This is a genomic window from Bradyrhizobium sp. SUTN9-2, assembly GCF_003122645.1.
Taxonomy (GTDB): domain Bacteria; phylum Pseudomonadota; class Alphaproteobacteria; order Rhizobiales; family Xanthobacteraceae; genus Bradyrhizobium; species Bradyrhizobium yuanmingense.
Genome location: NZ_LAXE01000001.1, coordinates 5290940 through 5313307 on the forward strand (window position 1 = coordinate 5290940; position 22368 = coordinate 5313307).

Annotated in this window: 21 protein-coding genes; 6 read left to right on the forward strand and 15 right to left on the reverse strand. The window is 64.4% G+C overall.

The window, feature by feature from the left end; genetic code table 11:
* Positions 1-48 precede the first annotated feature (48 nt).
* A complete protein-coding gene (locus XF30_RS24635; protein WP_109145837.1) occupies positions 49-3237 on the forward strand; it encodes an efflux RND transporter permease subunit in 3189 nt (1062 codons plus the stop codon).
* A 37-nt stretch (positions 3238-3274) separates the two neighbouring features.
* Here XF30_RS24635 and XF30_RS24640 read toward each other — a convergent pair whose 3' ends face one another.
* The 6 genes from XF30_RS24640 to XF30_RS24665 all read right to left on the reverse strand — a co-directional run bounded on the left by XF30_RS24640 (position 3275) and on the right by XF30_RS24665 (position 8280).
* Entirely contained in the window at positions 3275-3787 is a 513-nt protein-coding gene (locus tag XF30_RS24640) for a hypothetical protein (RefSeq protein ID WP_036001249.1), read from the reverse strand.
* Positions 3788-3873: 86 nt separating this feature from the next.
* The gene (locus tag XF30_RS24645) at positions 3874-4320 is read right to left on the reverse strand and encodes a MaoC family dehydratase (RefSeq protein WP_109144097.1); all 447 of its coding nucleotides are present in this window, start codon (positions 4318-4320) and stop codon (positions 3874-3876) included.
* 477 nt (positions 4321-4797) lie between these two features.
* Positions 4798-5220: a hypothetical protein gene (locus XF30_RS24650; protein WP_036001255.1), complete on the reverse strand. Its 423-nt coding sequence runs from the start codon at positions 5218-5220 to the stop codon at positions 4798-4800.
* Positions 5221-5232: 12 nt separating this feature from the next.
* Positions 5233-5454, reverse strand: a complete 222-nt coding sequence (locus tag XF30_RS24655) for a hypothetical protein (RefSeq protein WP_007592399.1) — start codon at positions 5452-5454, stop codon at positions 5233-5235.
* Positions 5455-5567: 113 nt separating this feature from the next.
* Entirely contained in the window at positions 5568-6386 is an 819-nt protein-coding gene (locus XF30_RS24660; protein WP_036001257.1) for a lytic murein transglycosylase, read from the reverse strand.
* A gap of 40 nt (positions 6387-6426) precedes the next feature.
* Positions 6427-8280, reverse strand: a complete 1854-nt coding sequence (locus tag XF30_RS24665) for a flavin-containing monooxygenase (protein WP_109144098.1) — start codon at positions 8278-8280, stop codon at positions 6427-6429.
* Between the two features lie 171 nt (positions 8281-8451).
* Here XF30_RS24665 and XF30_RS24670 point away from each other — a divergent pair, with 171 nt between their 5' ends.
* Both XF30_RS24670 and XF30_RS24675 read left to right on the forward strand, forming a co-directional pair.
* Entirely contained in the window at positions 8452-10077 is a 1626-nt protein-coding gene (locus XF30_RS24670; protein ID WP_109144099.1) for a long-chain fatty acid--CoA ligase, read from the forward strand.
* A 31-nt stretch (positions 10078-10108) separates the two neighbouring features.
* Positions 10109-11320 (forward strand): acyl-CoA dehydrogenase family protein, encoded by a 1212-nt coding sequence (locus tag XF30_RS24675; protein WP_057028872.1) that lies wholly within the window; start codon positions 10109-10111, stop codon positions 11318-11320.
* Between the two features lie 21 nt (positions 11321-11341).
* Here the strand turns inward: XF30_RS24675 and XF30_RS24680 are convergent, their stop codons facing one another.
* The 5 genes from XF30_RS24680 to XF30_RS24700 form a co-directional block, all read right to left on the reverse strand.
* Positions 11342-12250, reverse strand: a complete 909-nt coding sequence (locus XF30_RS24680; protein ID WP_109144100.1) for an amino acid ABC transporter substrate-binding protein — start codon at positions 12248-12250, stop codon at positions 11342-11344.
* A 138-nt stretch (positions 12251-12388) separates the two neighbouring features.
* Positions 12389-13822: an amidohydrolase family protein gene (locus tag XF30_RS24685; protein WP_109144101.1), complete on the reverse strand. Its 1434-nt coding sequence runs from the start codon at positions 13820-13822 to the stop codon at positions 12389-12391.
* A 15-nt stretch (positions 13823-13837) separates the two neighbouring features.
* Positions 13838-14863 carry an ABC transporter substrate-binding protein gene (locus XF30_RS24690; protein WP_109144102.1) on the reverse strand — a complete coding sequence of 342 codons (1026 nt, stop codon included), beginning with the start codon at positions 14861-14863 and terminating at the stop codon, positions 13838-13840.
* A gap of 39 nt (positions 14864-14902) precedes the next feature.
* The gene (locus XF30_RS24695) at positions 14903-15679 is read right to left on the reverse strand and encodes an ABC transporter permease (RefSeq protein ID WP_109144103.1); all 777 of its coding nucleotides are present in this window, start codon (positions 15677-15679) and stop codon (positions 14903-14905) included.
* On the reverse strand, positions 15679-16536 hold the full coding sequence (locus XF30_RS24700; RefSeq protein WP_244609012.1) for an ABC transporter ATP-binding protein: 858 nt from the start codon (positions 16534-16536) through the stop codon (positions 15679-15681). Before XF30_RS24700 ends, XF30_RS24695 begins: the two co-directional genes overlap by 1 nt.
* Before the next feature lie 194 nt (positions 16537-16730).
* Between XF30_RS24700 and XF30_RS24705 the strand changes: the two genes are divergently transcribed.
* The gene (locus tag XF30_RS24705) at positions 16731-17489 is read left to right on the forward strand and encodes a GntR family transcriptional regulator (RefSeq protein WP_025035646.1); all 759 of its coding nucleotides are present in this window, start codon (positions 16731-16733) and stop codon (positions 17487-17489) included.
* Here XF30_RS24705 and XF30_RS24710 read toward each other — a convergent pair.
* Positions 17486-17902: a nuclear transport factor 2 family protein gene (locus XF30_RS24710; protein ID WP_109144105.1), complete on the reverse strand. Its 417-nt coding sequence runs from the start codon at positions 17900-17902 to the stop codon at positions 17486-17488. The genes XF30_RS24705 and XF30_RS24710 overlap by 4 nt on opposite strands.
* Positions 17903-18052: 150 nt before the next feature.
* Here XF30_RS24710 and XF30_RS24715 point away from each other — a divergent pair, with 150 nt between their 5' ends.
* Together XF30_RS24715 and XF30_RS24720 are read left to right on the forward strand one after the other, a co-directional pair.
* A complete protein-coding gene (locus tag XF30_RS24715; RefSeq protein WP_109144106.1) occupies positions 18053-19288 on the forward strand; it encodes an amidohydrolase family protein in 1236 nt (411 codons plus the stop codon).
* A 196-nt stretch (positions 19289-19484) separates the two neighbouring features.
* Entirely contained in the window at positions 19485-19808 is a 324-nt protein-coding gene (locus XF30_RS24720; protein WP_085968782.1) for a hypothetical protein, read from the forward strand.
* Here the strand turns inward: XF30_RS24720 and XF30_RS24725 are convergent, their stop codons facing one another.
* Genes XF30_RS24725 through XF30_RS24735 form a run of 3 tightly spaced genes read right to left on the reverse strand, consistent with a single transcriptional unit; the run spans position 19809 to position 22320 of the window.
* Entirely contained in the window at positions 19809-20732 is a 924-nt protein-coding gene (locus tag XF30_RS24725) for a DUF1932 domain-containing protein (protein ID WP_109144107.1), read from the reverse strand.
* A complete protein-coding gene (locus tag XF30_RS24730; RefSeq protein ID WP_109144108.1) occupies positions 20732-21610 on the reverse strand; it encodes a substrate-binding domain-containing protein in 879 nt (292 codons plus the stop codon). Before XF30_RS24730 ends, XF30_RS24725 begins: the two co-directional genes overlap by 1 nt.
* The gene (locus XF30_RS24735) at positions 21607-22320 is read right to left on the reverse strand and encodes a PIG-L deacetylase family protein (RefSeq protein WP_109144109.1); all 714 of its coding nucleotides are present in this window, start codon (positions 22318-22320) and stop codon (positions 21607-21609) included. Before XF30_RS24735 ends, XF30_RS24730 begins: the two co-directional genes overlap by 4 nt.
* Positions 22321-22368: the final 48 nt, after the last annotated feature.

Sequence of the window (22368 nt, forward strand, 5' to 3'; positions counted from 1 at the left end):
CGAGTGGAGGTCTCGGAGAACATCAGGATATTGCCCAGGGGCAAGGCCATGAATCTGTCAAAGTTCTTCATCGATCGTCCGATTTTCGCCGGCGTGCTGTCGGTCCTGATCTTCCTTGCCGGCCTGATCTCGCTGTTCGCGATGCCGATCTCGGAATATCCGGACGTCGTGCCGCCCTCCGTCGTGGTGCGCGCGACCTATCCCGGCGCCAACCCCAAGGTTATCGCGGAGACAGTGGCGACCCCGATCGAGGAGCAGATCAACGGCGTCGAGAACATGCTCTACATGTCGAGCCAGGCGACCACCGACGGCGCGATGACGCTGACGGTGACGTTCCGGCTCGGCACCGATCCCGACAAGGCGACGCAGCTGGTGCAGAACCGCGTGCAGCAGGCCGAGCCGCGTCTGCCGGCCGTCGTGCGCCAGCTCGGCATCATCACCAAGAAGTCCTCGCCCGACCTCACCATGGTGGTGCATCTGTTGTCGCCGAACGGCCGCTACGACATGACGTATTTGCGCAACTATGCCGTGCTCAACGTCAAGGACCGGCTGGCGCGGATCGACGGCGTCGGCGACGTCCAGCTCTATGGCGCCGGCGACTATTCGATGCGGGTCTGGGTCGATCCGCAGAAGGCGGCCGAGCACGGCCTGACCGCAAGCGACATCGTGCGCGCCATCCAGGCGCAGAACGTCGAGGCTGCCGCCGGCGTGGTCGGCTCCTCTCCGAACGTCAAAGGCATCGATCTCCAGCTCTCGGTCAATGCCGAAGGCCGCCTCGCCAACGAGGAGCAGTTCGGCGACATCGTGGTCAAGACCGGCACGCGCGGCGAGGTCGTCCGTCTGCGCGATGTCGCGCGCATCGAGCTTGGCGCATCCGAATACGGCCTGCGCTCGCTGCTCGACAACAAGCATGCGGTGGCCATCCCGATTTCGCAGGCGCCGGGCTCCAACGCGCTGCAGATCTCCGACAACGTCCGCGCCACCATGGCCGAGATCAAGAAGAACATGCCGGAGGGCGTGTCCTACCAGATCGTCTACGACCCCACCCAGTTCGTGCGCTCGTCGATCGAGGCCGTGATTCACACGCTCTTGGAGGCGATCGCCCTCGTCGTGCTGGTCGTGATCCTGTTCCTCCAGACCTGGCGGGCCTCGATCATACCCCTGCTGGCCGTGCCGGTGTCGATCGTCGGCACCTTCGCCGTGATGCACGTGTTCGGCTTCTCGATCAACGCGCTCACCCTGTTCGGCCTCGTGCTCGCCATCGGCATCGTCGTCGACGACGCCATCGTCGTGGTCGAGAACGTCGAGCGCAACATCGAGGCCGGGCTGTCGCCGCGCGATGCCACCTATCAGGCCATGCGCGAGGTCTCGGGTCCGATCATCGCGATCGCGCTGGTGCTGATCGCGGTGTTCGTGCCGCTCGCCTTCATCTCCGGCCTCACCGGGCAGTTCTACAAGCAGTTCGCGCTGACGATCGCGATTTCGACGGTGATCTCCGCCATCAATTCGCTGACGCTGTCTCCGGCGTTGTCGGCGCTGCTGCTCAAGGGCCACAACGAGCCGAAGGACCGGCTGACGCTGATCATGGAGAAGAGCCTCGGCTGGTTCTTCCGCGGGTTCAACAAGGCGTTCACGCGGTCCTCGGAGAACTACAGCGGCAGCGTCGGCAAGGTGATCTCGCGTAAGTCCGCGATGATGGGCCTTTATGTGGTCCTCGTCGGACTCACCGCATTTCTGTTCCAGCAGGTGCCGAGCGGCTTCGTGCCGGGCCAGGACAAGCAATATCTGGTCGGCTTCGCTCGCCTGCCCGATGGCGCCACGCTCGACCGCAGCGAAGAGGTGATCCGCAGGATGAGCGACATCGCGCTGACCCAGCCCGGTGTCGAGAGCTCGGTAGCCTTCCCGGGCCTGTCGATCTCCGGCTTCACCAACTCATCCAATGCCGGCATCGTGTTCTCGACGCTGAAGCCGTTCGACGAGCGCAAGGATCCCTCGCTCAGCGGCCCTGCGATCGCGGCCGAGCTGAACAAGAAATATGCCGGCATCCAGGAAGCCTTCATCGCCATGTTCCCGCCGCCGCCGGTCAACGGCCTCGGCACCATCGGCGGCTTCAAGCTGCAGATCGAGGACCGCGCCGGTCTCGGCTATGACGCCCTGAATGAGGCCACCAACGCCTTCATGGCGGCGATGCAGAAGGCGCCGGAGATCGCCGGCGTGTTCTCCAGCTTCCAGGTCAACGTGCCGCAGCTGTTCGCCGACATCGACCGCACCAAGGCGCTGCAGCTGGGCGTGCCCGTGACCGAGGTGTTCAACACGCTGCAAATCTACCTCGGCTCCTACTACGTCAACGACTTCAACAAGTTCGGCCGCACCTATTCCGTCCGAGTCCAGGCCGACGCACCGTTCCGCGCCCGCGCCGACGACATCAGACAGTTGAAGGTGCGCTCGTCGTCCGGCGACATGGTGCCATTGTCGGCGCTGCTCAACATCCGCCAGAGCGCGGGACCGGAGCGCGCGATCCGCTACAATGGTTTCCTCTCGTCCGACATCAACGCGGCGGCCGCGCCGGGCTTTTCATCGGGCCAGGCGCAGGAAGCGGCGACGCGGATCGCGGCGGAGGTGCTGCCGCCGGGCTTTGCCTTCGAATGGACCGACCTGACCTATCAGGAGTTCATCGCCGGCAATTCCGGCATCTGGGTGTTTCCGCTGGCGATCCTGCTGGTGTTCCTGGTGCTGGCCGCGCTCTATGAGAGCCTGACCCTGCCGCTATCGATCATCATGATCGTGCCGATGGGCTTGCTCGCCGCGATGTTCGGCGTCTGGATCTCCAAGGGCGACAACAACGTCTTCACCCAGATCGGCCTCATCGTGCTGGTCGGCCTCTCCGCCAAGAACGCGATCCTGATCGTCGAATTCGCGCGCGAGCTCGAATTCGCCGGGCGCACGCCGATCCGGGCTGCGATCGAAGCCAGCCGCTTGCGGCTACGCCCGATCCTGATGACGTCGATGGCGTTCATCATGGGCGTGCTGCCGCTGGTGCTCTCGACCGGCGCCGGCTCGGAGATGCGGCGCGCCATGGGCGTTGCCGTGTTCTCGGGCATGATCGGCGTCACCGTGTTCGGCCTGTTTCTGACGCCGGTGTTCTATGTGCTGCTCAGAACCGTCACGGGCATGAAGCCGCTGGTCCACCACGGCAGCGACATCAGCGCAGCGCCGGTCCAGGGGCCTGCCGAGTGAACAGCGTCCCGCCGCGGCACGCCCCCGGCGGGGACCATCATTTCCGGTTCTCCTCGCAGAATTTCAGCGCCGCCAGCGCCTCGCCGGCCCGCGGGATCTGCATCTCGATGCTGTCATCGTCGTCGTCCTCGAAGTCCAGCGTGAGGCGCTTGGCCTTCGCGAGGCGGTCCATGATCGACTGGTCGTATGCGAAGATGCCGCGCACCGTGGTCTTGTCCATGACCTCCCACTTGGCCTTCTTCATGATGTCGGCATCGTCGGTGCCGACGTCGGCCCGGAGGATCTCGCCGGCCTTGTCCCATTCCCAACCGTCGTAGATCATCACGATCACGATCGCCTGCTCGGAATAGGTGATCACGATGACGTAGTCGCGGTTCTCGTCATCCTTGTCCTTGTAGCCGCGGCTGGCATTGCAATGGGTGTCCTGCGCCCGCTTCTCGATGGTCCAGTCGCCGACCTTGGATTGTTGCGCAAGCGCGGGCCTCGAGCTCGAGGCGGTTGCGCTCAAGACGCAAGCGAGAATTCCGGCGGCAAGAAGAGATCGTTTCATGTCGGCCTCCAGCGCGTTCCCCGCGCCGAGATGACCACCTCTCCCGGCGGCTCGCAAGAGGGCGAGGCGAACGGCCGGCGGCCGTCCTATCCCCGCCGCGGCACGATCGCGATCGGAGTGAAGGTGTAAACCTCCTCGCCGTTCTGGTTGAACATGGTCCATTTCACCAGCGCGATGCCTTGCGGCTTCGATTTCGACGGCGTCAGGCTCATGACCTCGCCGACCAGATGCAGGCGGTCGTTGGGCCGCACCGGCATGGTCCAGCGCAGGCCGTCCACACCGGCGCCGATCAGCGGATGCGGGCCGAACGGACGGGTCTGGATCGCAAGGTTCATGGCGATCGCGGCGGTGTGCCATCCCGAGGCGGCAAGCCCCTTGAACAGGGTCTGCTTCGCCGCCTCGTGGTCGAGATGCATCGGCTGCGGATCGAACTCGGCGGCAAAGCGCTTGATGTCGGCCTCGATGACCACAACTTCGGGGGATTTGAACTGCATTCCGATGGTGAGATCGTCGAACCACTCGACCTGCGCCATGATTTTGCCTCGCAAAATGACGTGCCGCTCCCGAAGAGACGGCTCAAAATCGACTGAGCCATGAGGGATATAGCGGGCCCGCAGCGCACAAACCAGCGCAAGGTTCCTGACGAAACCCCTTTCCCGATGCGACGAAACACGCCTGAAACAGATGGCCGCTTAAGTAGTTGTCAAAATAAATACAGGGACGGCCACCATGCAGTTCATCCTCGACCTGATCTACGAATATTCGTGCTGCCAGAATCTCGTTGCCCAGCCGCTGCGGGAGGACGAGCTATGATCGAGCTGATCTCAGCCCTGCTCGCGCTGTGCAGCATCGGCGTCTTCGCGGCGCATGCGTTCGACGCTTACCGCACTACGCATTCCTGACCGTTCTGACGCTAAAGCGCGATGCGATTAGGATGAATCGCGCTTTAGTTGTTGTTTGAGCATGATCCTTTTGGAAAACCGCTCCGCACTTTTCCTCCGGATCATGCTCTAGAAAGGTCGCCGGTAGAAGTGCTCGGAATGCGTCGCCGGCGGAAACCGGTTGGCGAGCGCAAGCGCCCCCCTCTCGTCCGTCTCGAGCGCGATCTTCTGCGCCAACATCACATCGCCCGGTACCAGGAAGCCTGACGGGACGAAGCACCACCCCATCGTCGCGCGCCCCTCACTATCGACCTCGTGGACGTTGGCGGCTGTGCCGTAGTGGATGCGATAGGTCCGGCCGGTGTCGCAACCGACGACGTCGAAATACCGAAACTGCTCGAATTGAGCGCGCTGCGCCGGTGACAGCCATTCGGCCAGAAGCCGGCGGCCGCGCGCATCCGGCGTGTTCTCGCCGAAGAAGCGGCGATAGAGTTCACGCAGCGCATGCAGGCGCGCACGCGCCGGCGCGCGGAGCCAAACTGCCGCGATCATGAGCAGCTCAGATCAACCGCCGACCAGGCGGGGATAGAACAGCGTTTCCTGCGCGGTCGGATCGAACGATCGGATCCGGGTCACTTCGCCGGGTCCGGTTCGAAGCGCGGCGGTGAAGCCCGCTCCGGTCAGCTCACGAAAGCGCCGTTCGGCTCGCGCCAGCGCCTCGGCGTTGCCAGGATCAAACTCGTGGCGCGTATCGCCAGTTTGGTCCATCACGATCTGGGTAGCCATGTTGAGTCTCCTCATGCCCAGCCCTGAACTTGATCAAAGCAAACCTCGTGCCGTCGGTTCCAGAAGGCAACAACTTTCTCTCGCCGTCGCATCACACGTCGCTGAGCAAGAGCTCAGCGTGAGGCCGCGGCACTCCCGCCCTCGTCGATCTGCCGGCCCATCAGCGCGATCGCCTTCTGATAGACACCAGCGGCATTCCAAGCCTCGATGGCAGCGAAATTGGGCTCGCCCGGCTGGTATCCGGCTCCCGCACGCCAACCATGGGCTTTGAGGAAATTCGCGGTCGAGTTCAGCGCATTGGCCGCAACTTCGAGATTGCCGGTGCCGTAGGCCAGAATGCTCTTGGGCATGAACTGGGTCTGGCCGACCTCGCCATGCATGGAGCCGCGGGTCGATCCCGACAGCGTACCGCGGTCGATCAGCTTCAGGGCGGCATAGAGCTGGTCGGTGAAGAATTCGGGACGGCGGCAGTCATAGGCGAGGGTCGCAATCGACGACAGCATGTTCTGGTTGCCGCGCTGGCTGCCGAAGCCGGTCTCCATGCCCCAGATCGCGATCAGCGGCCCGGGCGGGACGCCATAGCGCTGCTCGATCGAGGCGAACAAGGCGGCCTGCGACTGCTTGAGCTGCCGGCCCTTGGCGACGATGGTGGTGGCGCCGCGCTTGGCCAGGAACTGGTCCAGCGTCAGCGAGAAGCTGCGCTGGCCGCGGTCGGCCGCGATCGTGGCGCTGGCATAGTTCGTTTGCATCAGCGCCGACAGCGCGGTGGGGCCGATGCCCTTGCCCTGCGCCTCCGCGCTGAACTCGCGCTTCCAGGCCTCGAAGCCGGCCGGCGAGCTGCCGCATTGCGCGGCCTCGGCGGAGGATGCCAGGCAACCGAGCAGCGTCATTGCGCCAAGAACCGCTCCCGCAACAGCCCTGCCCCTGATCATGCCCGACCTCTCCTGTCCTGTACCGCTCGGCGGCGCAATCTTACCCGCTGGAATGCGCCGACTCCATGGCCCGATCATAGGACAATTCGAGGCCTTCCAGGTTGCCCTCTTTGCGCCATTTGTCGAGCAGCCGCAGGAATGCCACCGGCCCGCGCCAATATTGGCTGTTTCTTGCCGCGATCGGATCGAACACGCCTTCGTTATTGTAGTAGCCCGGCGTGCATTCGGCGAGATAGGTCTGCCGACCGAGCGCGGCCTTGACGACCTCCTCGACCCAGGCGTTCTCGGCCGCAAGCGTCGGCTCCAGGGTGCGTGCGTTGCGCTCGCGCGCCTGCTTGATGACATAGGCGATGTGCTGCGACTGCTCGTCGATGATATGCGGAAAATTGGCGCTCTGGCCGGCCTGCACGGTGACGATCAGGAAGCAGTTCGGAAAGCCGCGGCTGTAGAAGCCGTGCAGCGTCTTGACGCCGTCCTGCCAGCGCTCGGACAGGCTCTTGCCGTCGCGGCCATAGACCTCGAAGCCCATTCGGCGCGCGTAATCGGTGCCGACCTCGAAGCCGCTGGCATAGATCAGGCAGTCGAGCTCGTAGGCCTTGCCGCCGGCGACGACGGCATTCTCGGTGATGCGTTCGACGCCCTTCCCCCCGGTATCGACGAGATGCACGTTGGGACGGTTGAAGGTGTCCAGATATTCGTCGTGGAAGCAGGGCCGCTTGCAGAACGCCTTGTACCACGGCTTGAGCGCAGCCGCGGTCGCCTCGTCCTTGACCACGGTGTCGACGCGCGCGCGGATCTCCTCCATCTTGCGGTAGTCGGCCTGCTCGATGACCTTCAGCGCTTCCTCAATCGAGGTCACCGGCTGCTTTTGCCGGCGCGGTGCCAGCAGGATTTCGCCGAGCAGGCCGGTCCAGCCGTCCTGCACCAGGTCCTGCTCGAACGGCTCGCCTGAAATCACTGCCGTAAAATTGTCCATGCGCTCGCGCTGCCAGCCTGGCTTGAGGCTCTGCGCCCAGGCCGGGTCCGTCGGACGATCGTCGCGAACGCCGATTGCGGACGGCGTGCGCTGGAACACATAGAGCTCCTTGGCGGAGCGGCCGAGATGCGGCACGCATTGCACGGCGGTGGCGCCGGTGCCGATGATGCCGACGCGCTTGCCGGCAAGACCGGTCAGGCCACCATCCGCGTTGCCGCCGGTGTAGCCGTAATCCCAGCGGCTGGTATGAAAGCTGTGACCTCTGAACGTCTCGATGCCGGGAATGCCCGGCAGCTTCGGACGGCTGAGCGGTCCGCCGGCGAGGATGACGAAGCGCGCGCGGATCTGGTCGCCCCTGTTGGTCTCGACCAGCCAACGCGCCTCATGCTCCTGCCAGGTCATCCGCGAGATCACGGTCTGGAACAGCGCGCGCTCGTACAGGTCGAAATGGCGGCCGATGCGGCGCGAGTGCTCGTAGATCTCCGGCGCCCGGGCATATTTGCGCACGGGCATGTAACCGGTCTCTTCCAGCAACGGCAGGTAGATATAGCTCTCGGTATCGCAGGCGGCGCCGGGATAACGATTCCAGTACCAGGTGCCGCCGAAGTCGGCGGCCTTTTCCACGATACGAAAATCCGCGATGCCGGCCTCGCGCAATCGCGCGCCACACAGCAGGCCGCCGAAGCCACCGCCGACGATGAGCACTTCGGTCGCTTCGTTGATGGCCGCGCGCGCAAATCCGGGATCGGCCCAGGGGTCGTCGAGATAACGGCCGAACTCGCCCGCAACCTCGACATACTGCGCCTTGCCCTCGGCGCGCAGACGGCGGTCGCGCTCGTCGCGATAACGGGCACGGAGGGCGGAAATATCGACCGTAGAAGCGCCGCTTGCATCGGTCTTGTGTCTTTCCGCTGACATTCGATTCCTCCCGCGCATGCTGCTTCGCCGGCAGCTCACCGCACGTTAGCGCCGAAAAAGCGCGGCATGCAATCACGCTGATTGTTTTTTGCGTGAACGCTGCGTGACCTTCCGCTAACCTCGAGCGCAAATCACGAGCCACGCAACGACGTGACCATCCGGAGGGAGACCATGCAGGGATTGATGATGGACATGCCGCTGATGATCAGCGGCCTGATCCAGTATGCGGCCGATTATCATGGCGAAGCCGAGATCGTCGCACGCGAGATCGAGGGCGACATCCATCGCTACACCTACTCAGACGCGCATCCGCGCATCAAGCGCATGGCGCTGGCGCTGAAGCGGCTCGGCATGAAGCAAGGCGACCGCGTCGGAACGCTGGCCTGGAATACGCACCGGCATTTCGAGATGTTCTACGCCGCGCCGGGCATGGGCTACGTGCTGCACACGGTCAATCCCAGGCTGTTTCCCGAGCAGCTCATCTACATCATCAACCATGCCGGGGACCGCCTGCTCTTCATCGATCGCGCCACGCTGCCGCTCGTGGAGGCGATCGCGCCGCAGCTAACGACGGTCGAAGCCTATGTCGTGATGTCCTCGCGCGAGCGGATGCCGGAGACGAAGCTCGCGAACGTGCATTGTTACGAAGAGCTTCTGGAACGCGAGAACGATGCCGGCTTCGCCTGGCCGGAGTTCGACGAGAAGTCCGCCTCCACGATCTGCTACACCTCAGGCACGACGGGCAATCCAAAGGGCGTGATCTACTCGCACCGCGCCGCGATCCTGCAGACCATGACCTGCTGCAATTTCGACTTCCTGCCAGGACATGTCGAAGGTGTGCGCGAGGTGATGATGCCGATGGCGCCGCTGTTCCACGGCAATGGCTGGAACATGCCGTTCACAGCGCCCTATACGGGATCGAAGCTCGTGCTGCCCGGCCGCAACTACGAGCCGGACAAGCTCTATGAATTGCTGGAAGGCGAGAAGGTGACGCTGTCGGCGGGCGTGCCGAGCTTCTGGCTGATCCTGCTCGATTGGCTCGGGCGGACCGGTAACAAATTCTCGGCCTTGCGCGCGACGTTGTCGTCGGGCTCGGCCCCGCCGCGCGCGATGGTGGAGAAGCTCAAGCGCGAATACAATGTCGACTACATCCAGGCCTGGGGCATGACCGAGGCGCTGGGCTGCTCGATGCCGGGCCTGCGGCCCGGCTCGGAGCACCTCAGCGAGAAGGAGAGATTCGACCGGCGCCAGGTCTCCGGCCGCGCCTGCTTCGGCACCGCCTTGCGCATCGTCGATGATGCCGGCAACGAGCTGCCGCGCGACGGCAAGACCGTCGGCCATCTGCGCGCCCGTGGCCCCTGGGTCGCCTCCGGCTACATGAAGCTGGACGAAGGCCTCGACCGCGACGGCTGGCTGATCACCGGCGACATGGCCGTGATCGACCCACAAGGCCACGTCACGCTGACCGACCGATCCAAGGACGTGATCAAGTCCGGCGGCGAGTGGATCTCCTCGATCCAGCTCGAGGACATCGCCCTCTCCCACCCCGACGTGCTGCAAGCGGCCGTCGTCGCGATCAGCCACGAGAAATGGCAGGAGCGCCCCCTGCTCCTCGTCGTCCGCAAGAAGGGAGCGACCGTCGACGGCAAGACGCTGCTCGAGCACATGCGTCCGAAGATCGCGAGCTGGTGGCTGCCGGACGCCGTCGAATTCCTCGACGAATTCCCGATGACCGGCACCGGCAAGGTGCTGAAATCCGCTCTGCGCGATAGGTTCAAAGAGTACCGGGTCGCGTGACCCGCTCGCCGTCGATCAAGGAGACCAGAAAATGCTCTATCCGATGTCGCCGAAAGTCGTCGAGCTCAAGCGCAGGCTCGAAAGCTTCATGGACCGGCACATCTATCCGAACGAGGAGCGCTTCTACCGCGAGGCTGAAGAGCTCGGGCCGTGGAAGGTCTATCCGGTCGTCGAGGAGCTTAAGCCGCTGGCGCGCGCGGAGGGGCTGTGGAATCTGTTTCTGCCCGAGAGCGATCACGGCGCGGGCCTCTCCAATCTCGAATACGCGCCACTGTGCGAGGTGATGGGCCGTTCGCACCTTGCTCCTGAAGTCTTCAACTGCTCGGCGCCCGACACCGGCAACATGGAGGTGCTGGAGCGTTACGGCAGCGAGCAGGACAAGGAGCGCTGGCTGAAGCCGCTGCTCGCGGGCGAAATCCGCTCCTGCTTCGCCATGACCGAGCCGGCGGTCGCATCATCCGATGCGACCAACATCGAGAGCTCGATCGTACGGGACGGCCACCATTACGTCATCAACGGGCGCAAATGGTACACCACCAACGCGACCGACCCTCGCTGCAAGATCTGCATCTTCATGGGCAAGACCGACCCCGACAATCCCGACCGTCACAAGCAGCAATCCATGATCCTGGTGCCGATGGACACGCCGGGCATCGAGGTCAAGCGTCCCCTGCCCGTGTTCGGCTTCTACGGCGTGCCCGACCGCGCCTCCGAAGTGGTGTTCACCAATGTGCGCGTGCCCAAGGAGAACATGCTGCTCGGCGAGGGCCGCGGCTTCGAGATTGCGCAGGGCCGTCTCGGGCCCGGCCGCATCCATCATTGCATGCGGCTGATCGGCCTTTCCGAACGCACGCTGGAGAAGATGTGCCGCCGCGTGCGGAGCCGGGTCGCCTTCGGCAAGCCGGTCTCGGAGCAGACGGTGACGCAGGAGCGCATTGCGGAGGCGCGCATCATGATCGAGCAGGCGCGGCTACTGACGCTGAACGCGGCCCATGCGATGGACACGGTCGGCAACAAGGTGGCGAAGGCAGAGATCGCAATGATCAAGGTCGCCGTGCCCAACATGGCCTGTCAGATCATCGACTGGGCCATTCAGGCCCATGGCGGCGGCGGCACCTCGAACGATTTCGGCCTGACGCAGGCCTACGCCACCGCGCGCTTGCTGCGACTTGCCGATGGACCCGATGAGGTCCATCGCAACCAGATCGCGCGGCTCGAGCTGAAGAAATACTCGAACGCGTAAGAAAGGCGCTCTTCCTTCGCTTCAGTTCACCACATAGACGTCAGGATCGGCGCTCGAGCTCGGTTTCTTGAAGGCGTTGCGCAAGGCTGATGACATCGGGACGTTGTAGTTGAGGCCGTTCGGCGGCGTCGGCGATTGCAGCCACTTCCTGTAGAGCACCTCGATCTCGGGGCTGGCATAAAGCTCCGCGGTGGCGCGATCGGCGAGCGCCTTGAACGGCGCATCCTCCCGCCGCAGCATGATGCCGTAGGGCTCAGGCTTGGAGAACGCTTCTTCGCTGATCATGTAAGCTTGCGGCTCCTTCGACCGCGCGATCGCGACCGCGAGCTGGACGTCGTCGAGCGCATAGGCCTGGGCGCGGTCGGTCTCCAGCAGCAGGAACGCCTCGGCCTGGTCCTTGGCCGGCATGATGTTGATGCCGAGATTGCGCTCGGTGTTGACCTTGGCGAGCTGCGTCAGGTTCACAGATCCCGCGACCGCCGTGACCGCCTTGCCCTTGAGATCGTCGATGGTCTTGATGCTCGCCGCCTTCCTGGCCGCGAACCGCGTCGCGCTGAGGAAGTGCGTGTTGGTGAAGGCGACCTGCTTCTGGCGGTCGGCATTGTTGGTGGTCGCCGAGCAATGCAGGTCGAGCGTGCCGTTGACCATCAAAGGAATCCGGTTCGAGGACGTCACCGCGACAGTCTCGACCGAAATGTCTGATATGCCGAGCTGCTTCTTCACGGCTTCGACGATACGGAGGCAGATGTCCATGGCAAAGCCGACCGGCTTCTGGTTGCCGTCGAGATAGCTGAATGGGACGGAGGCCTCCTGATAGCCCAGCGTGATCTTCTTGGTCTCCTTGACCTTCTGAAGCGTGCCCGTGAGCTCTTCGGCCGAAGCTGCGCCGGCAAGACATGTCAGGGCCAGGAAAATGGTCGGTAGGCGCATCAGGGGCTCCTCGAAGGGGATTGGTGTCGAGCTGTCGAGGAGCTGATAGCGTAGAGGTCGGTCATGCGCCAGACCAGGCTGCGTCTACCAGCTATCGCTGTTTGATATGCATTCCGTCGCGGCGCCCCCATCGGCGCGTCATTCGCAGGTCAGCTGCTGCTCGAACCAGCCGCTCAACCGATCCGACAGGGACGGCCACATCCGCCGGAAGCTGTCGAGCTTGCCGACATTGGCGCGGTACATCGCCCGCGATTCGCGCTCGATGGCCGGAAGGTCGACGCCCGTGCAGACCCCGTCCCGCGCGATCGTCCTGCCGGCGACGACCACCTCCTTCACCAGCGACGCATTGCCGCGCGCGAACAGCAGCGCCATGGGATCGACCGGCATGATCTGGTCTCGATCGAGCCGGTCAAGATCGATCACGACGTAGTCGGCGGGATTGCCCGCCGCGAGCTCACCATTCCCGGGCGCCCCGGTCGCATGGCGTCCGTTGCGGATGGCGAGCGCAAACATCTCGGCGGGCGTCCATGTCGCCTTGAAGCCGAGCCCGCCGTGAACCATCTGCACCAGCCGCATCTCGCGCAGGATGTCGTCATCCTCGTCCAGCGCCAGACCGTCGACGCCCACAGTGATGGCGCAGCCGCATCTGTGCGCAGCGGCGATCGGGGCGAGGCCCGAGCGCAAATGCATGTTCGAGCTGAAATTGGTGACGATGCGCGCGCCGGAGGCGGCGATCATCTCCAGCTCATCCGGACGGGCGTGAATGCAATGCGCCAGCGTCAGCCGCCCGGAGAGAAAGCCGACATCGCGAAGCCAGCGCACCATTTCCGGAAAGTGCTGGTCGGCCCAGGCACGCTGGTACACAGTTTCCAGCAGATGCATGTGAATGCGGCGACCGGACCGCGCGGAGTTCTCCGCGACGGCCTCCAGCAGCGGCTTCGAGCACCATTGCACACCGGCCGGCCCGAGCTGCACGTCGACCATCGGTCCGGCGATGGCTGCGGCAATTGCGTCGGTCAGCTCGATATAGGCCTTCGGCGACATCGGCGCGCGAACGAAGAGATCCTCGATGGTCTTGCGATCGTCCCCGGCAAGCCCCGACAGCAACGGCTCGGCATCACCGTAGACGATGGGATTCTGGTCGCGCACCGCCATTGCAAACGCCATGCGAATCCCGACGTCGGATGCGGCTTTCGCGATGGCCTTGGCCTCGTCCAGCAGCGGCATCGTCCCGCTCGGACGCGTGTAATGGACCATCATCGCCGCGCAGCCTGCCTTGGCGGAACGGGCCAATGCCGAGACGGCCGTCAGATAGGGATCGATCGGCGAGCCCAGCGCGGTTCGCAAAATCCAGCTTTCCAGGGGCATGCCGACCGCACCGAAGGACGACGCCGTGGCACGGGCATGATCATGGGCGTTGACGAAGGCAGGGATGACGAAGGAGCGAGGCGCCGGCCCCGCTCCTCCCGAGATTTCGGTGATGACGCCCTCGTCGTGCCGCAGCACGACGTTCTCGCTGACGCCACGGTCAGGGCCACGGAACAGGCTGGTTGCCGAGACCTCCGCGGCCATGGCTGACCTCCAAGTTCAGTTGGCAGTGTACACGAGCTCCCGCTCCGCGCGCGGCGGCAGGAATTCGCGCGAGAACACCTCCGCCGGCGTCGGCGCACGGGCGAGCTGATAGCCCTCGACCACGATGCCGATCGCGCGCGTCATCCGGTCGTCCTTGATGTCGCCGATGCCGATCTCCTTCATCTCCGGCGAGACGATCAGCTTCTCGAAGGAATATTGCAGCCGGCGCTTCTCCACCTCGGCGTTGATGAGATTGTCGTAGTTCAGCGCCGCCTTCATGCCGGCATTCTGGTCCTTGGCGATCGCGATCGCACCCTTGTTGATGGCGCGCACCAGGCCCGCGACGGCCTTCGGATTCGAGGCGATCAGCTTGCGGGAGACCATCACGCCGTTGGAATAGAGATCGAGGCCATATTCACCGAAGGAGAACCATTTGAAGTCCTTGTCCGGATCCTGGCGGTTGAGCACCAGATTGAAATAGCTGGTGATGTTGAAGACGAGGGCCGCATCGATGTCGCCCTTGATCAGCATCGGCTCCTGCAGGTTCGGCGCCATGTTGGAGATCTTGATCTTCTCGCCGTCGAGCCCGTTCTTGCGGGTGAACACCGGCAACAAGCGCGTGGTCGGCGTGCCCTGCGCACCGCCGAGCGTGCGGCCTTCGAAATCCTTGATGGTGTTGATGCCGCTGCTCTTCTTGGCGACGATGGCAAACGGCGGCTGATTCCACATCATGTAGACCATGACGGGCGCCTCCTGCGGCTTGGTCGAGGCGTTCTGGATGATGGCGTTGACGTCGCCGAAGCCGGCGTCATAGGCGCCCGACATCACGCGCGTGACGGTGGCGCCGGAGCCCTCGCCCTGATCGATGACGACGTTGAGGCCTTCCTCTTTGAAGAATCCGTTGTCCTTGGCATAGAAGAAGGCAGCGTCGCTGCCCTGGGTTTTCCAGCCTAGCGTGAACTTGATCGTGGTCTCCTGCGCGGTGGCGGCGCCTGCAGACAGCGCCAATCCCAGCAGCGCGGCGGTTAACTTCCTCAACATCGAGACCTCCTCAGCTTCGTTGCGTGACGGTTCAAGAAATCAGGTGGCGATCACGTCGTTCTTGCGCGTGGCCCAGCCGGTGACCTGCCCTTCGATCAGCGAGAACACGACGTAGAGCGCGACACCGAGCCCGGCGAGCACGAACAGGCCGGCGAACACCAGCGGCACGTTGAAATTGGAGGACGCGGTCATCATGACGTTGCCGATACCGCGGTTGGAGGCGACCGTCTCCGACAGCACCGCGCCGACGAAGGCGTAGGAGACCGCAACCTTGAGCGAAGCAAAGAAGAACGGCATGGTGCGCGGCAGACCGACGTTCCAGAGGATGTCGAGCTTGCTGGCGCCGAGCGCCTTCAAGACGTCCTCGAGCTCGGGCTCGGTGGTGGCAAGGCCCGTCGCGATGTTGACGACGATCGGGAAGAAGCAGATCGACAGCGCGGTCAGCACCGCCGGCACGGTGCCGGAGCCGAACCACAGCACGAAGATCGGCACCACCGCGACCTTGGGAATCGAGGAGAAGCCGATCAAGAGCGGATAGCAGGTGTCGTAGGCCGTCTTCGACACGCCGATGATCGCGCCGAGGGCGACGCCGAGCGCGACTCCAAGCACGAAGCCGAGCATGGTGGTGGCGAGCGTCTGCACGATATGCGGCCACAGCACCGGGAACCGCTGGACCAGCGTCACGAAGACCTGCGAGGGGCGCGGCAGCACCAGGTCGGACATGCCGGTCATCAGGCAGAACAGCTCCCAGCCGACGAAGAACAGCACGATCAGTCCCACCGACCACGCTTTCTGCCTGACATCGATCCCGAACATCAGCCTGCTCCCTGCTGGGCCGCGCTGCGCGCATCCTCGATGAAGGCGCGCAGCTTCTGGTTCAGCGCGACGAAATCCGGCTCGAATGTCATTGCCACGGTGCGCGGCCGCGCGAAGTCGACGCGGCTGTCGTCGAGGATGCGGCCGGGACGCGCGCTCATCACGCAGATGCGGCTGGCAAGGAAGCCGGCCTCGCGCAGATCGTGCGTGACCAGCAGCACCGTCGGCTTGTGCGTCATCCAGAGATTCTGGAGGATCGCCCAAAGCTCCTCGCGCGTGAACTGGTCGAGCGCACCGAAGGGCTCATCCAGCAGCAGCATGCGCGGCTCGTGGATCAGCGCACGGCAGAGATTGGCGCGCTGGAGCATGCCGCCGGAGAGCTGCCAGGGATAGCGGTTGCCGAACCCTTTGAGGCCGACCTGCTCCAGCAGCGCATTGGCCTTGTCGCGGAATTCGGTCTTGCGCAGCTTGCGGAACTTCGAGCGGAACGGCTCGACGATCTTCAGCGGCAGCATGATGTTCCGCTCGATCGTCATCCACGGCAGCATGGTCGGGTTCTGAAAGGCCATGCCGACCCGCATCGCCCGTGCCGCCACCTCGCGGCCGCCGACGATGACGACGCCGCTGGTCGGCTGCACCAGGCCGCTGACCAGCCGCAAAATGGTCGATTTGCCGCATCCGGATGGGCCGACCAATGCGACAAACTCGCCGTCGGCGATCTTGAGCGTGGTCTTCGACAAAGCAGGCACGGCGCGGTCGCCGCGCCCGAAGGTCACCGAGGCCTCCGACAGCTCGATAGCGGTCGTCGCAGAGCCTTCGGGAACGGGCTGGCCGTCGAACTGGACGTTGGGTTGCATGCGCATCACAGAAAAAAGTGCATGCAAGCTGGATGCCAGCGATCGAGCCCCGCGAAATCAATGGCCTAGCCGAAACCCGCGCCAAACCGCCGGATTCGATTTAGGCAGTCCGGAGGCCAAACTGCATGCAATTGGAGCGCTGAATCGGCGCGAGCCTGTGCTAAAGAGAGATGTCACTCCCATGGGATTCGCCGATGGCGGCGCGCGCCAGCAGCAAGACTTCTGAATCGTCGGACAAGGTCAGCGTGATCTGCCGCGCGCTCCGGCGCGCCATCATCGAGCAGGCGCTGGAGCCCGGCGCCAAGCTGCCGGAAGATGCGCTCGGCGAACGTTTCGGCGTCAGCCGCACCATTGCCCGCCATGCCCTCGGCCAACTCGCCGCGGAAGGCCTCGTCGAGCTCCGCCGCAACCGGATCGCCGTGGTGGCGACGCCGAGCTGGCAGGAGGCGCGCGATGCCTTCGACATCCGCATCGAGCTCGAACGCCTCGTCGTGCGCCAGCTCGCGGGCAAGCTGACCAAGGCGCAGATCGCCGAGCTGAACGCCCATGTCGACGCCGAGGATCGCGCCCGCGGCGGCACGGATGCGGTGTCGATCCGACTCGCCACCGAATTCCACATTCTGCTCGCCCATATGACGAACAGCCCGATTCTGGTGCGCTATGTCAGCGAGGTCGCCTATCGCTGCTGCCTGACGCTGTCGCTGTACAGCCGGCCGCATTCCACCGAATGCGCCATCAACGAGCACCGCGCCATCATCGCGGCGCTCGCCAAGGGCGATGCGGCCAAGGTGATGGAATTGATGCATCATCACCTGGATTCGGTGGCCAATCGTGCGCTGGTCGCTCCCACTCCGCAGCGTGGCCGCGATCTACTCGACATCCTCGCCCCTTATGCGGACGAGGTGACCAGCAATCGCGTCGTCAAGCTGCCGAAAATCGCGCGGAGGGGCTAAGCCTCGATCCCGCGCTGAACGAGGATGCGCTCGGCGCTATCGTTCCAGACATCCATCTTCACGATCTGCCCGTCCCTCACGACGAAGCGATCGACGTAGCGGTTGCCCTCGAACGGCGTGCCGTCCATCCACTCGCCATAGAGCGTGCCGACGCTGTAGACGACGGTCTCATCCGCGCCCGGGCAGACGTCGAAGCGGTCCATCTTCTTCTTGACCCAGCGATAGCGCTTCGCGTTGAAGCCGGTCGGCCCGCGCGGATGGTCGAACGCGCGCCCGCCGGTGAACGTGATCACCGTGCCCGGCTTCATATAGGCCGCAGCGGCGTCGGGATCCGGTATCATCGAAGCGGTAAGATAGGCTTCGACAATCTCGGCGTCGGTCATCGGGCTTTCGGATTTTGCGGGAGTAGACATCGCGGGATTCTCTCCGGATGCCGCTATCTTACAATCCGGGCCTCAAAGTGCATGCACAATTTTTGGACAATCCAGCCCCAGCATTGCACACAATCTGGAGCTGCCCGCCCCCACGGCTTCCGCTAGGCTGCCACGGCTGAATCCAACGCCATGACCACCCAAGCCACCTTCGACCTGATCTTCCGCAACGCGCTGTTGCGCTCTTCCGCCGCACCGGTCGATATCGGGGTGAAGGACGGCCGCATCGCCGCGATCGCGCCCAAGCTGGCCTGCGAGGCCGCCGACGTCGATCTCGGCGGCCTCCTCGCCCTGCCCGGCTTCGTCGACACCCACATCCATCTCGACAAGGCCTGCCTGCTCGGCCGCTGCGGCCACGATCACGGCAGCGTCTCGGAGGCGATCCGCGCCGTCGCCGCGATGAAGAAGGATTTCACGATCGAGGATGTCTACGCACGCGGCGCAAGAGTGCTCGAACGCGCCATCGTCAACGGCACGACGCGCATGCGCACGCATGTCGAGATCGACCCTCGCATCGGCCTTCGCGGCTTCGAGGCGGTCAAGGCGCTGAAGCGCGATTACGCCTGGGCGATCGATCTCGAGCTCTGCGTCTTCCCGCAGGAAGGCCTCACCAATGATCCCGGAGCGGAGGAGCTGCTGATCCAGGCGCTTCGCGAGGGTGGTGAAGCCATCGGCGGCTGCCCCTACATGGACACCGACCCGAACGCGCACCTTGCGCGCATCTTCGACCTTGCCGGGGAATTCGACATCGACGTCGACCTCCATCTCGACTTCGACCTCGATCCCTCCTGGTGGCATCTCGACGAGGTCTGTCGCCAGACCGAGCAGCGCAATTATGGCGGACGCGTCGCGATCGGCCATGCCACGAAACTGTCGGCCTTGCCCCGCGAACGGATGAAGGCGGCCACTGCGCAACTGGCAAGGTCAGGCGTTGCGGTCACCGTCCTGCCCGCGACCGATCTCTATCTGATGGGGCGCGAGGCCACGCACAACGCGCCGCGCGGGCTGACCCTCGCCCACAAGCTTGCCGGCGACGGCGTGCTCTGCTCGGTCGCGACCAACAACGTGCTCAATCCCTTCACGCCGTTCGGCGATGCCTCGCTGCTGCGGATGGCGAACTTCTACGCCAACGTCGCGCACGCCTCTGTCAGCGACTTCGACACCTGCCTGGACCTCGTGACCGAGCTGCCGGCCCGGCTGATGAACCTCGCCGACTACGGCATCGAGGTCGGCAATCCCGCCGATCTGATCGTGCTCGATACCAGGGACAGCCGACTCGCGATCGCCGAGCTGCCCGACGTCCTGATGGGCTTCAAGCGCGGCCGGCAGACATTTGCACGGCCGCGGCCGACCCTGTTCAAGAGCTGAGCGCGTTTCGCGGCCGATATTTCGGGCATCGCGCGCACGACCTGATCGGCCGCGGGGCCACGGCAGTTCGATTTTACCGCCGGTCCGCGCCGACCCGAGTTCGGTAGAATCCCGGACCGTAGCTCAACGCATTGCGAGGCAGGCCGCGCCGCCGTAACTAGGACGTGCACTGACAATCTGCGTTCAGTGGGGAAGTATGAGTCTGTTCAGCGCATTCAGCAGCATCGATGATTCCGTCCACGCCCGAACGCCGACCGATACGGCGGTGAAGCGGCTGGACGGCATCGGCCACGTTCTCTCGGGCCTCGACATCTCGGCCATCCAGACGCAGGCCGACGTGAACCGTACGCTCTGGACGCTCGATGCCGCCAGCAAGTGCGTTCGCGCCGTGCTGGCGGAGTTCCGCACCCAGCCGGCCACCGAGCAGCTCGTCCGTAAATCCCGCAATCTGATCGACCTCATCGAACGCGCGCGTGACCAGGTCGGGAGCTTCGAATCCCGCGACCCGGTCCTGAGCTGACTATTTCGTCCGATTGATCTTCGCCAGGATCCGGTCCGCCTCGGTGCGCCAGTCCGCACTGCGGGCGAATTCGCTGCTGCCCCTCAACCCGAACAGCCCCTCATCGGCGAGATCGGCCATCCAGGCCTGCCGCTCGGCCGTGCCTTGCGCCGACCACGGCGTCAGCCCCGCCTCGCGCACGGTCTCGGCGACCTCGCGCACCTCCTCGGCCCGGCGGCGGCCGTGCTCGATCACGCGCTGGAAGCAATAGGCGCCCAGCTCCTCCCAGTCGATCCCGGGGAACGTTTCCGCAAGCGAAGGCAGCACCGCATCCTCGACGCCATAGGCACGCGCCGTCGTGAAGCTCTCGATGACCATGGCCTCCAGGCCCTTGATCATGATGCTGCGGCACATTTTGACGGCCGAGGACACGCCGAGCTTGTCACTGGCAACCTTGGCCGCGAAACCGATCGTATTCAGAAGCGGCTCGAGCTCCCTCGCGCCGGGTCCGCCGAGCAGCAAAGGCACCTTGATGCGATAAGGCGGCACCGAGGTCATCACCGCGCCCTCGACATAACGCCCGGCGGCACCGTCGATCAGCCCTGCCGCGCGCTGCTTGGCGCCGGGAGAGGCCGAGTTGAAATCGAGAAACCAGGTGCCCTGATTGATCGCTGCCGCACAGGCCTTTGCGACCGGCACGGCCTGGCTCGCCGTGACGGCGGAGATGATGAAGTCGGATTTCGCGGTCAGCTCGGCGTGGGACGTTGCAAGAGCGACACCGAATTTCGCCGCATGCTCTTGCAGCGACGCGCCCTGCTCGCCTCCGAGCTTGATGTCGTAGGCTGAGACCTTGATGTCCTGCTGGCGCAAATCCTCGGCCAAAATCCTGCCGACCTCGCCATAGCCGACCAACCCGATCTGCCAGCGCCTGGGATCACCTGCCATCAGTTCAGTCCTCGTGTCGTCTCGTCAAAGAGCTCATCGACCGCATAGCGGCGCGGGATCAGCGCCTGCTGGAATGCGTAGTCGATGATCAGCTCGAGCGGTTTTCTGTTGGCCTCGATCCCGAACGGAACGAGGTCGGGCGTTGCCGACGGCCCTGCCTGCGCCTTGCTCCGCTTCAAGAGATCATAAACGCCGGCGACCACGTCGGGGCGCGATTTCGCGAGGCTCTCGGTCACGACCACGAGATGATTGACCGGCACGACGCTGCGCCGCGCATACCATCGGGCGGCCTCTGCGGCCGGATCGGGAAACAACGGCTTCAGCTTGGGATCATCGGAGGTCTCGCCCAGAACGGCATCGAGCTCGCCGTCGCGCAGCATCTGCAGGATCTTCTTGTCCTTCGGCGCGCGCTCGGTGGTGTCGACATATTCGGCGACATGCGGATCCTCGAAGGTGATCCAGCGAATCCTGTCGAGATCGACGCCGCAATCGTTGGCGAGGATGCCCCTGATCCAGGCGCCCGTCGTGGTCGTGAAGGAGCGGATACCGACGCGCTTGCCTTCGAGATCAGTGGGCCCGAGCGTCCCATGCGCGGGATTATAGAGAGCGTAGGAATGCTGGAAGCGGCCGAGCATGGTCGCCGGCAGCAGCACCAGCGGCTTGCCGTGCGCTTTCGCCATCAGATAGGTGACGATCGCCATCTCGCAGACGTCGAGGGCCTGCTCGCGCACCATCGGCTTGAACGCCGTGTTGGTCGGCGTGTATTCGATGAAATCGAGATCGAACAGGTCGGAACGGAGCGCCCCGCTCTTCACCGCCTGCACATGGTGGTGACTGCCGAGCACGGCCTTCAGCTTGATGTTGCGGACCGGCGTCATGCCAGCTCGTCCGCAACCGTCGGGAACAGGCGCTGATAGGCCTCGCCATAGGTCATGGGCACGCCGGTGTTGCGGCTGCCCTGGATGCCGCGGTTGAGCGCGACGCGCTCGTAATAGCCCCAGAGATGTTTTTGCGCGGCGAGAATCTGGAACGCCTCGTATTTCTCCTTCCAGACCTCGTCGATCTTGAGAATGGTGTCGGGCTTGTAGTTACACTGCTCGGGCTGGTGCGGCTCGAACAGGAACACCGGCGGCGCCGAATATTTGTACGGCGCGCCGGGCTTGTAGCCCATGGCCTGCGCGACCACGCGCGTCTCCTGCGCGAAATGCGCCGCGTTCGGATGGTCGAAATTATAGGGGTCTTCCAGCGCATGCGTCAGGACGAAGCTCGGATTGAGCTCGCGGTAGATATCCACCATGCGGTCGAAATGCGCCTCGGTGAGCTTCAGCGGATAGTCACCGCAATCGAAGAACTCGATTTCGGCACCCAGCAGCCTGGCTGCCCGCTCCGCTTCGTCCTTGCGGCCGGCCTTGACCGATTCCAGCGTCGCGCCCTGCTCCTTCCAGGCGAACTGGCTCTCGCCGCGCTCCCCGAAGGACAGGCACACGATCTTCATCCGATAGCCCTTCCTCGCGTGCAGCGCGATGGCGCCGCCGGCGCGCCAGACGAAATCGCCGGGATGGGCTGTGACGACGAGGCCTGTTTTCATGGGCTACTCCTTTTCCTTGGTATGCATCCGCCGGCGCCCGCAACGCAT

Coding starts and splice junctions, on each gene's coding strand:
- XF30_RS24635 (WP_109145837.1), top strand. CDS start 49: ATGAATCTGTCAAAGTTCTTCATCGATCGTCCGATTTTCGCCGGCGTG.
- XF30_RS24640 (WP_036001249.1), bottom strand. CDS start 3,787: ATGAAACGATCTCTTCTTGCCGCCGGAATTCTCGCTTGCGTCTTGAGC.
- XF30_RS24645 (WP_109144097.1), bottom strand. CDS start 4,320: ATGGCGCAGGTCGAGTGGTTCGACGATCTCACCATCGGAATGCAGTTC.
- XF30_RS24650 (WP_036001255.1), bottom strand. CDS start 5,220: ATGATCGCGGCAGTTTGGCTCCGCGCGCCGGCGCGTGCGCGCCTGCAT.
- XF30_RS24655 (WP_007592399.1), bottom strand. CDS start 5,454: ATGGCTACCCAGATCGTGATGGACCAAACTGGCGATACGCGCCACGAG.
- XF30_RS24660 (WP_036001257.1), bottom strand. CDS start 6,386: ATGATCAGGGGCAGGGCTGTTGCGGGAGCGGTTCTTGGCGCAATGACG.
- XF30_RS24665 (WP_109144098.1), bottom strand. CDS start 8,280: ATGTCAGCGGAAAGACACAAGACCGATGCAAGCGGCGCTTCTACGGTC.
- XF30_RS24670 (WP_109144099.1), top strand. CDS start 8,452: ATGCAGGGATTGATGATGGACATGCCGCTGATGATCAGCGGCCTGATC.
- XF30_RS24675 (WP_057028872.1), top strand. CDS start 10,109: ATGCTCTATCCGATGTCGCCGAAAGTCGTCGAGCTCAAGCGCAGGCTC.
- XF30_RS24680 (WP_109144100.1), bottom strand. CDS start 12,250: ATGCGCCTACCGACCATTTTCCTGGCCCTGACATGTCTTGCCGGCGCA.
- XF30_RS24685 (WP_109144101.1), bottom strand. CDS start 13,822: ATGGCCGCGGAGGTCTCGGCAACCAGCCTGTTCCGTGGCCCTGACCGT.
- XF30_RS24690 (WP_109144102.1), bottom strand. CDS start 14,863: ATGTTGAGGAAGTTAACCGCCGCGCTGCTGGGATTGGCGCTGTCTGCA.
- XF30_RS24695 (WP_109144103.1), bottom strand. CDS start 15,679: ATGTTCGGGATCGATGTCAGGCAGAAAGCGTGGTCGGTGGGACTGATC.
- XF30_RS24700 (WP_244609012.1), bottom strand. CDS start 16,536: ATGCAACCCAACGTCCAGTTCGACGGCCAGCCCGTTCCCGAAGGCTCT.
- XF30_RS24705 (WP_025035646.1), top strand. CDS start 16,731: ATGGCGGCGCGCGCCAGCAGCAAGACTTCTGAATCGTCGGACAAGGTC.
- XF30_RS24710 (WP_109144105.1), bottom strand. CDS start 17,902: ATGTCTACTCCCGCAAAATCCGAAAGCCCGATGACCGACGCCGAGATT.
- XF30_RS24715 (WP_109144106.1), top strand. CDS start 18,053: ATGACCACCCAAGCCACCTTCGACCTGATCTTCCGCAACGCGCTGTTG.
- XF30_RS24720 (WP_085968782.1), top strand. CDS start 19,485: ATGAGTCTGTTCAGCGCATTCAGCAGCATCGATGATTCCGTCCACGCC.
- XF30_RS24725 (WP_109144107.1), bottom strand. CDS start 20,732: ATGGCAGGTGATCCCAGGCGCTGGCAGATCGGGTTGGTCGGCTATGGC.
- XF30_RS24730 (WP_109144108.1), bottom strand. CDS start 21,610: ATGACGCCGGTCCGCAACATCAAGCTGAAGGCCGTGCTCGGCAGTCAC.
- XF30_RS24735 (WP_109144109.1), bottom strand. CDS start 22,320: ATGAAAACAGGCCTCGTCGTCACAGCCCATCCCGGCGATTTCGTCTGG.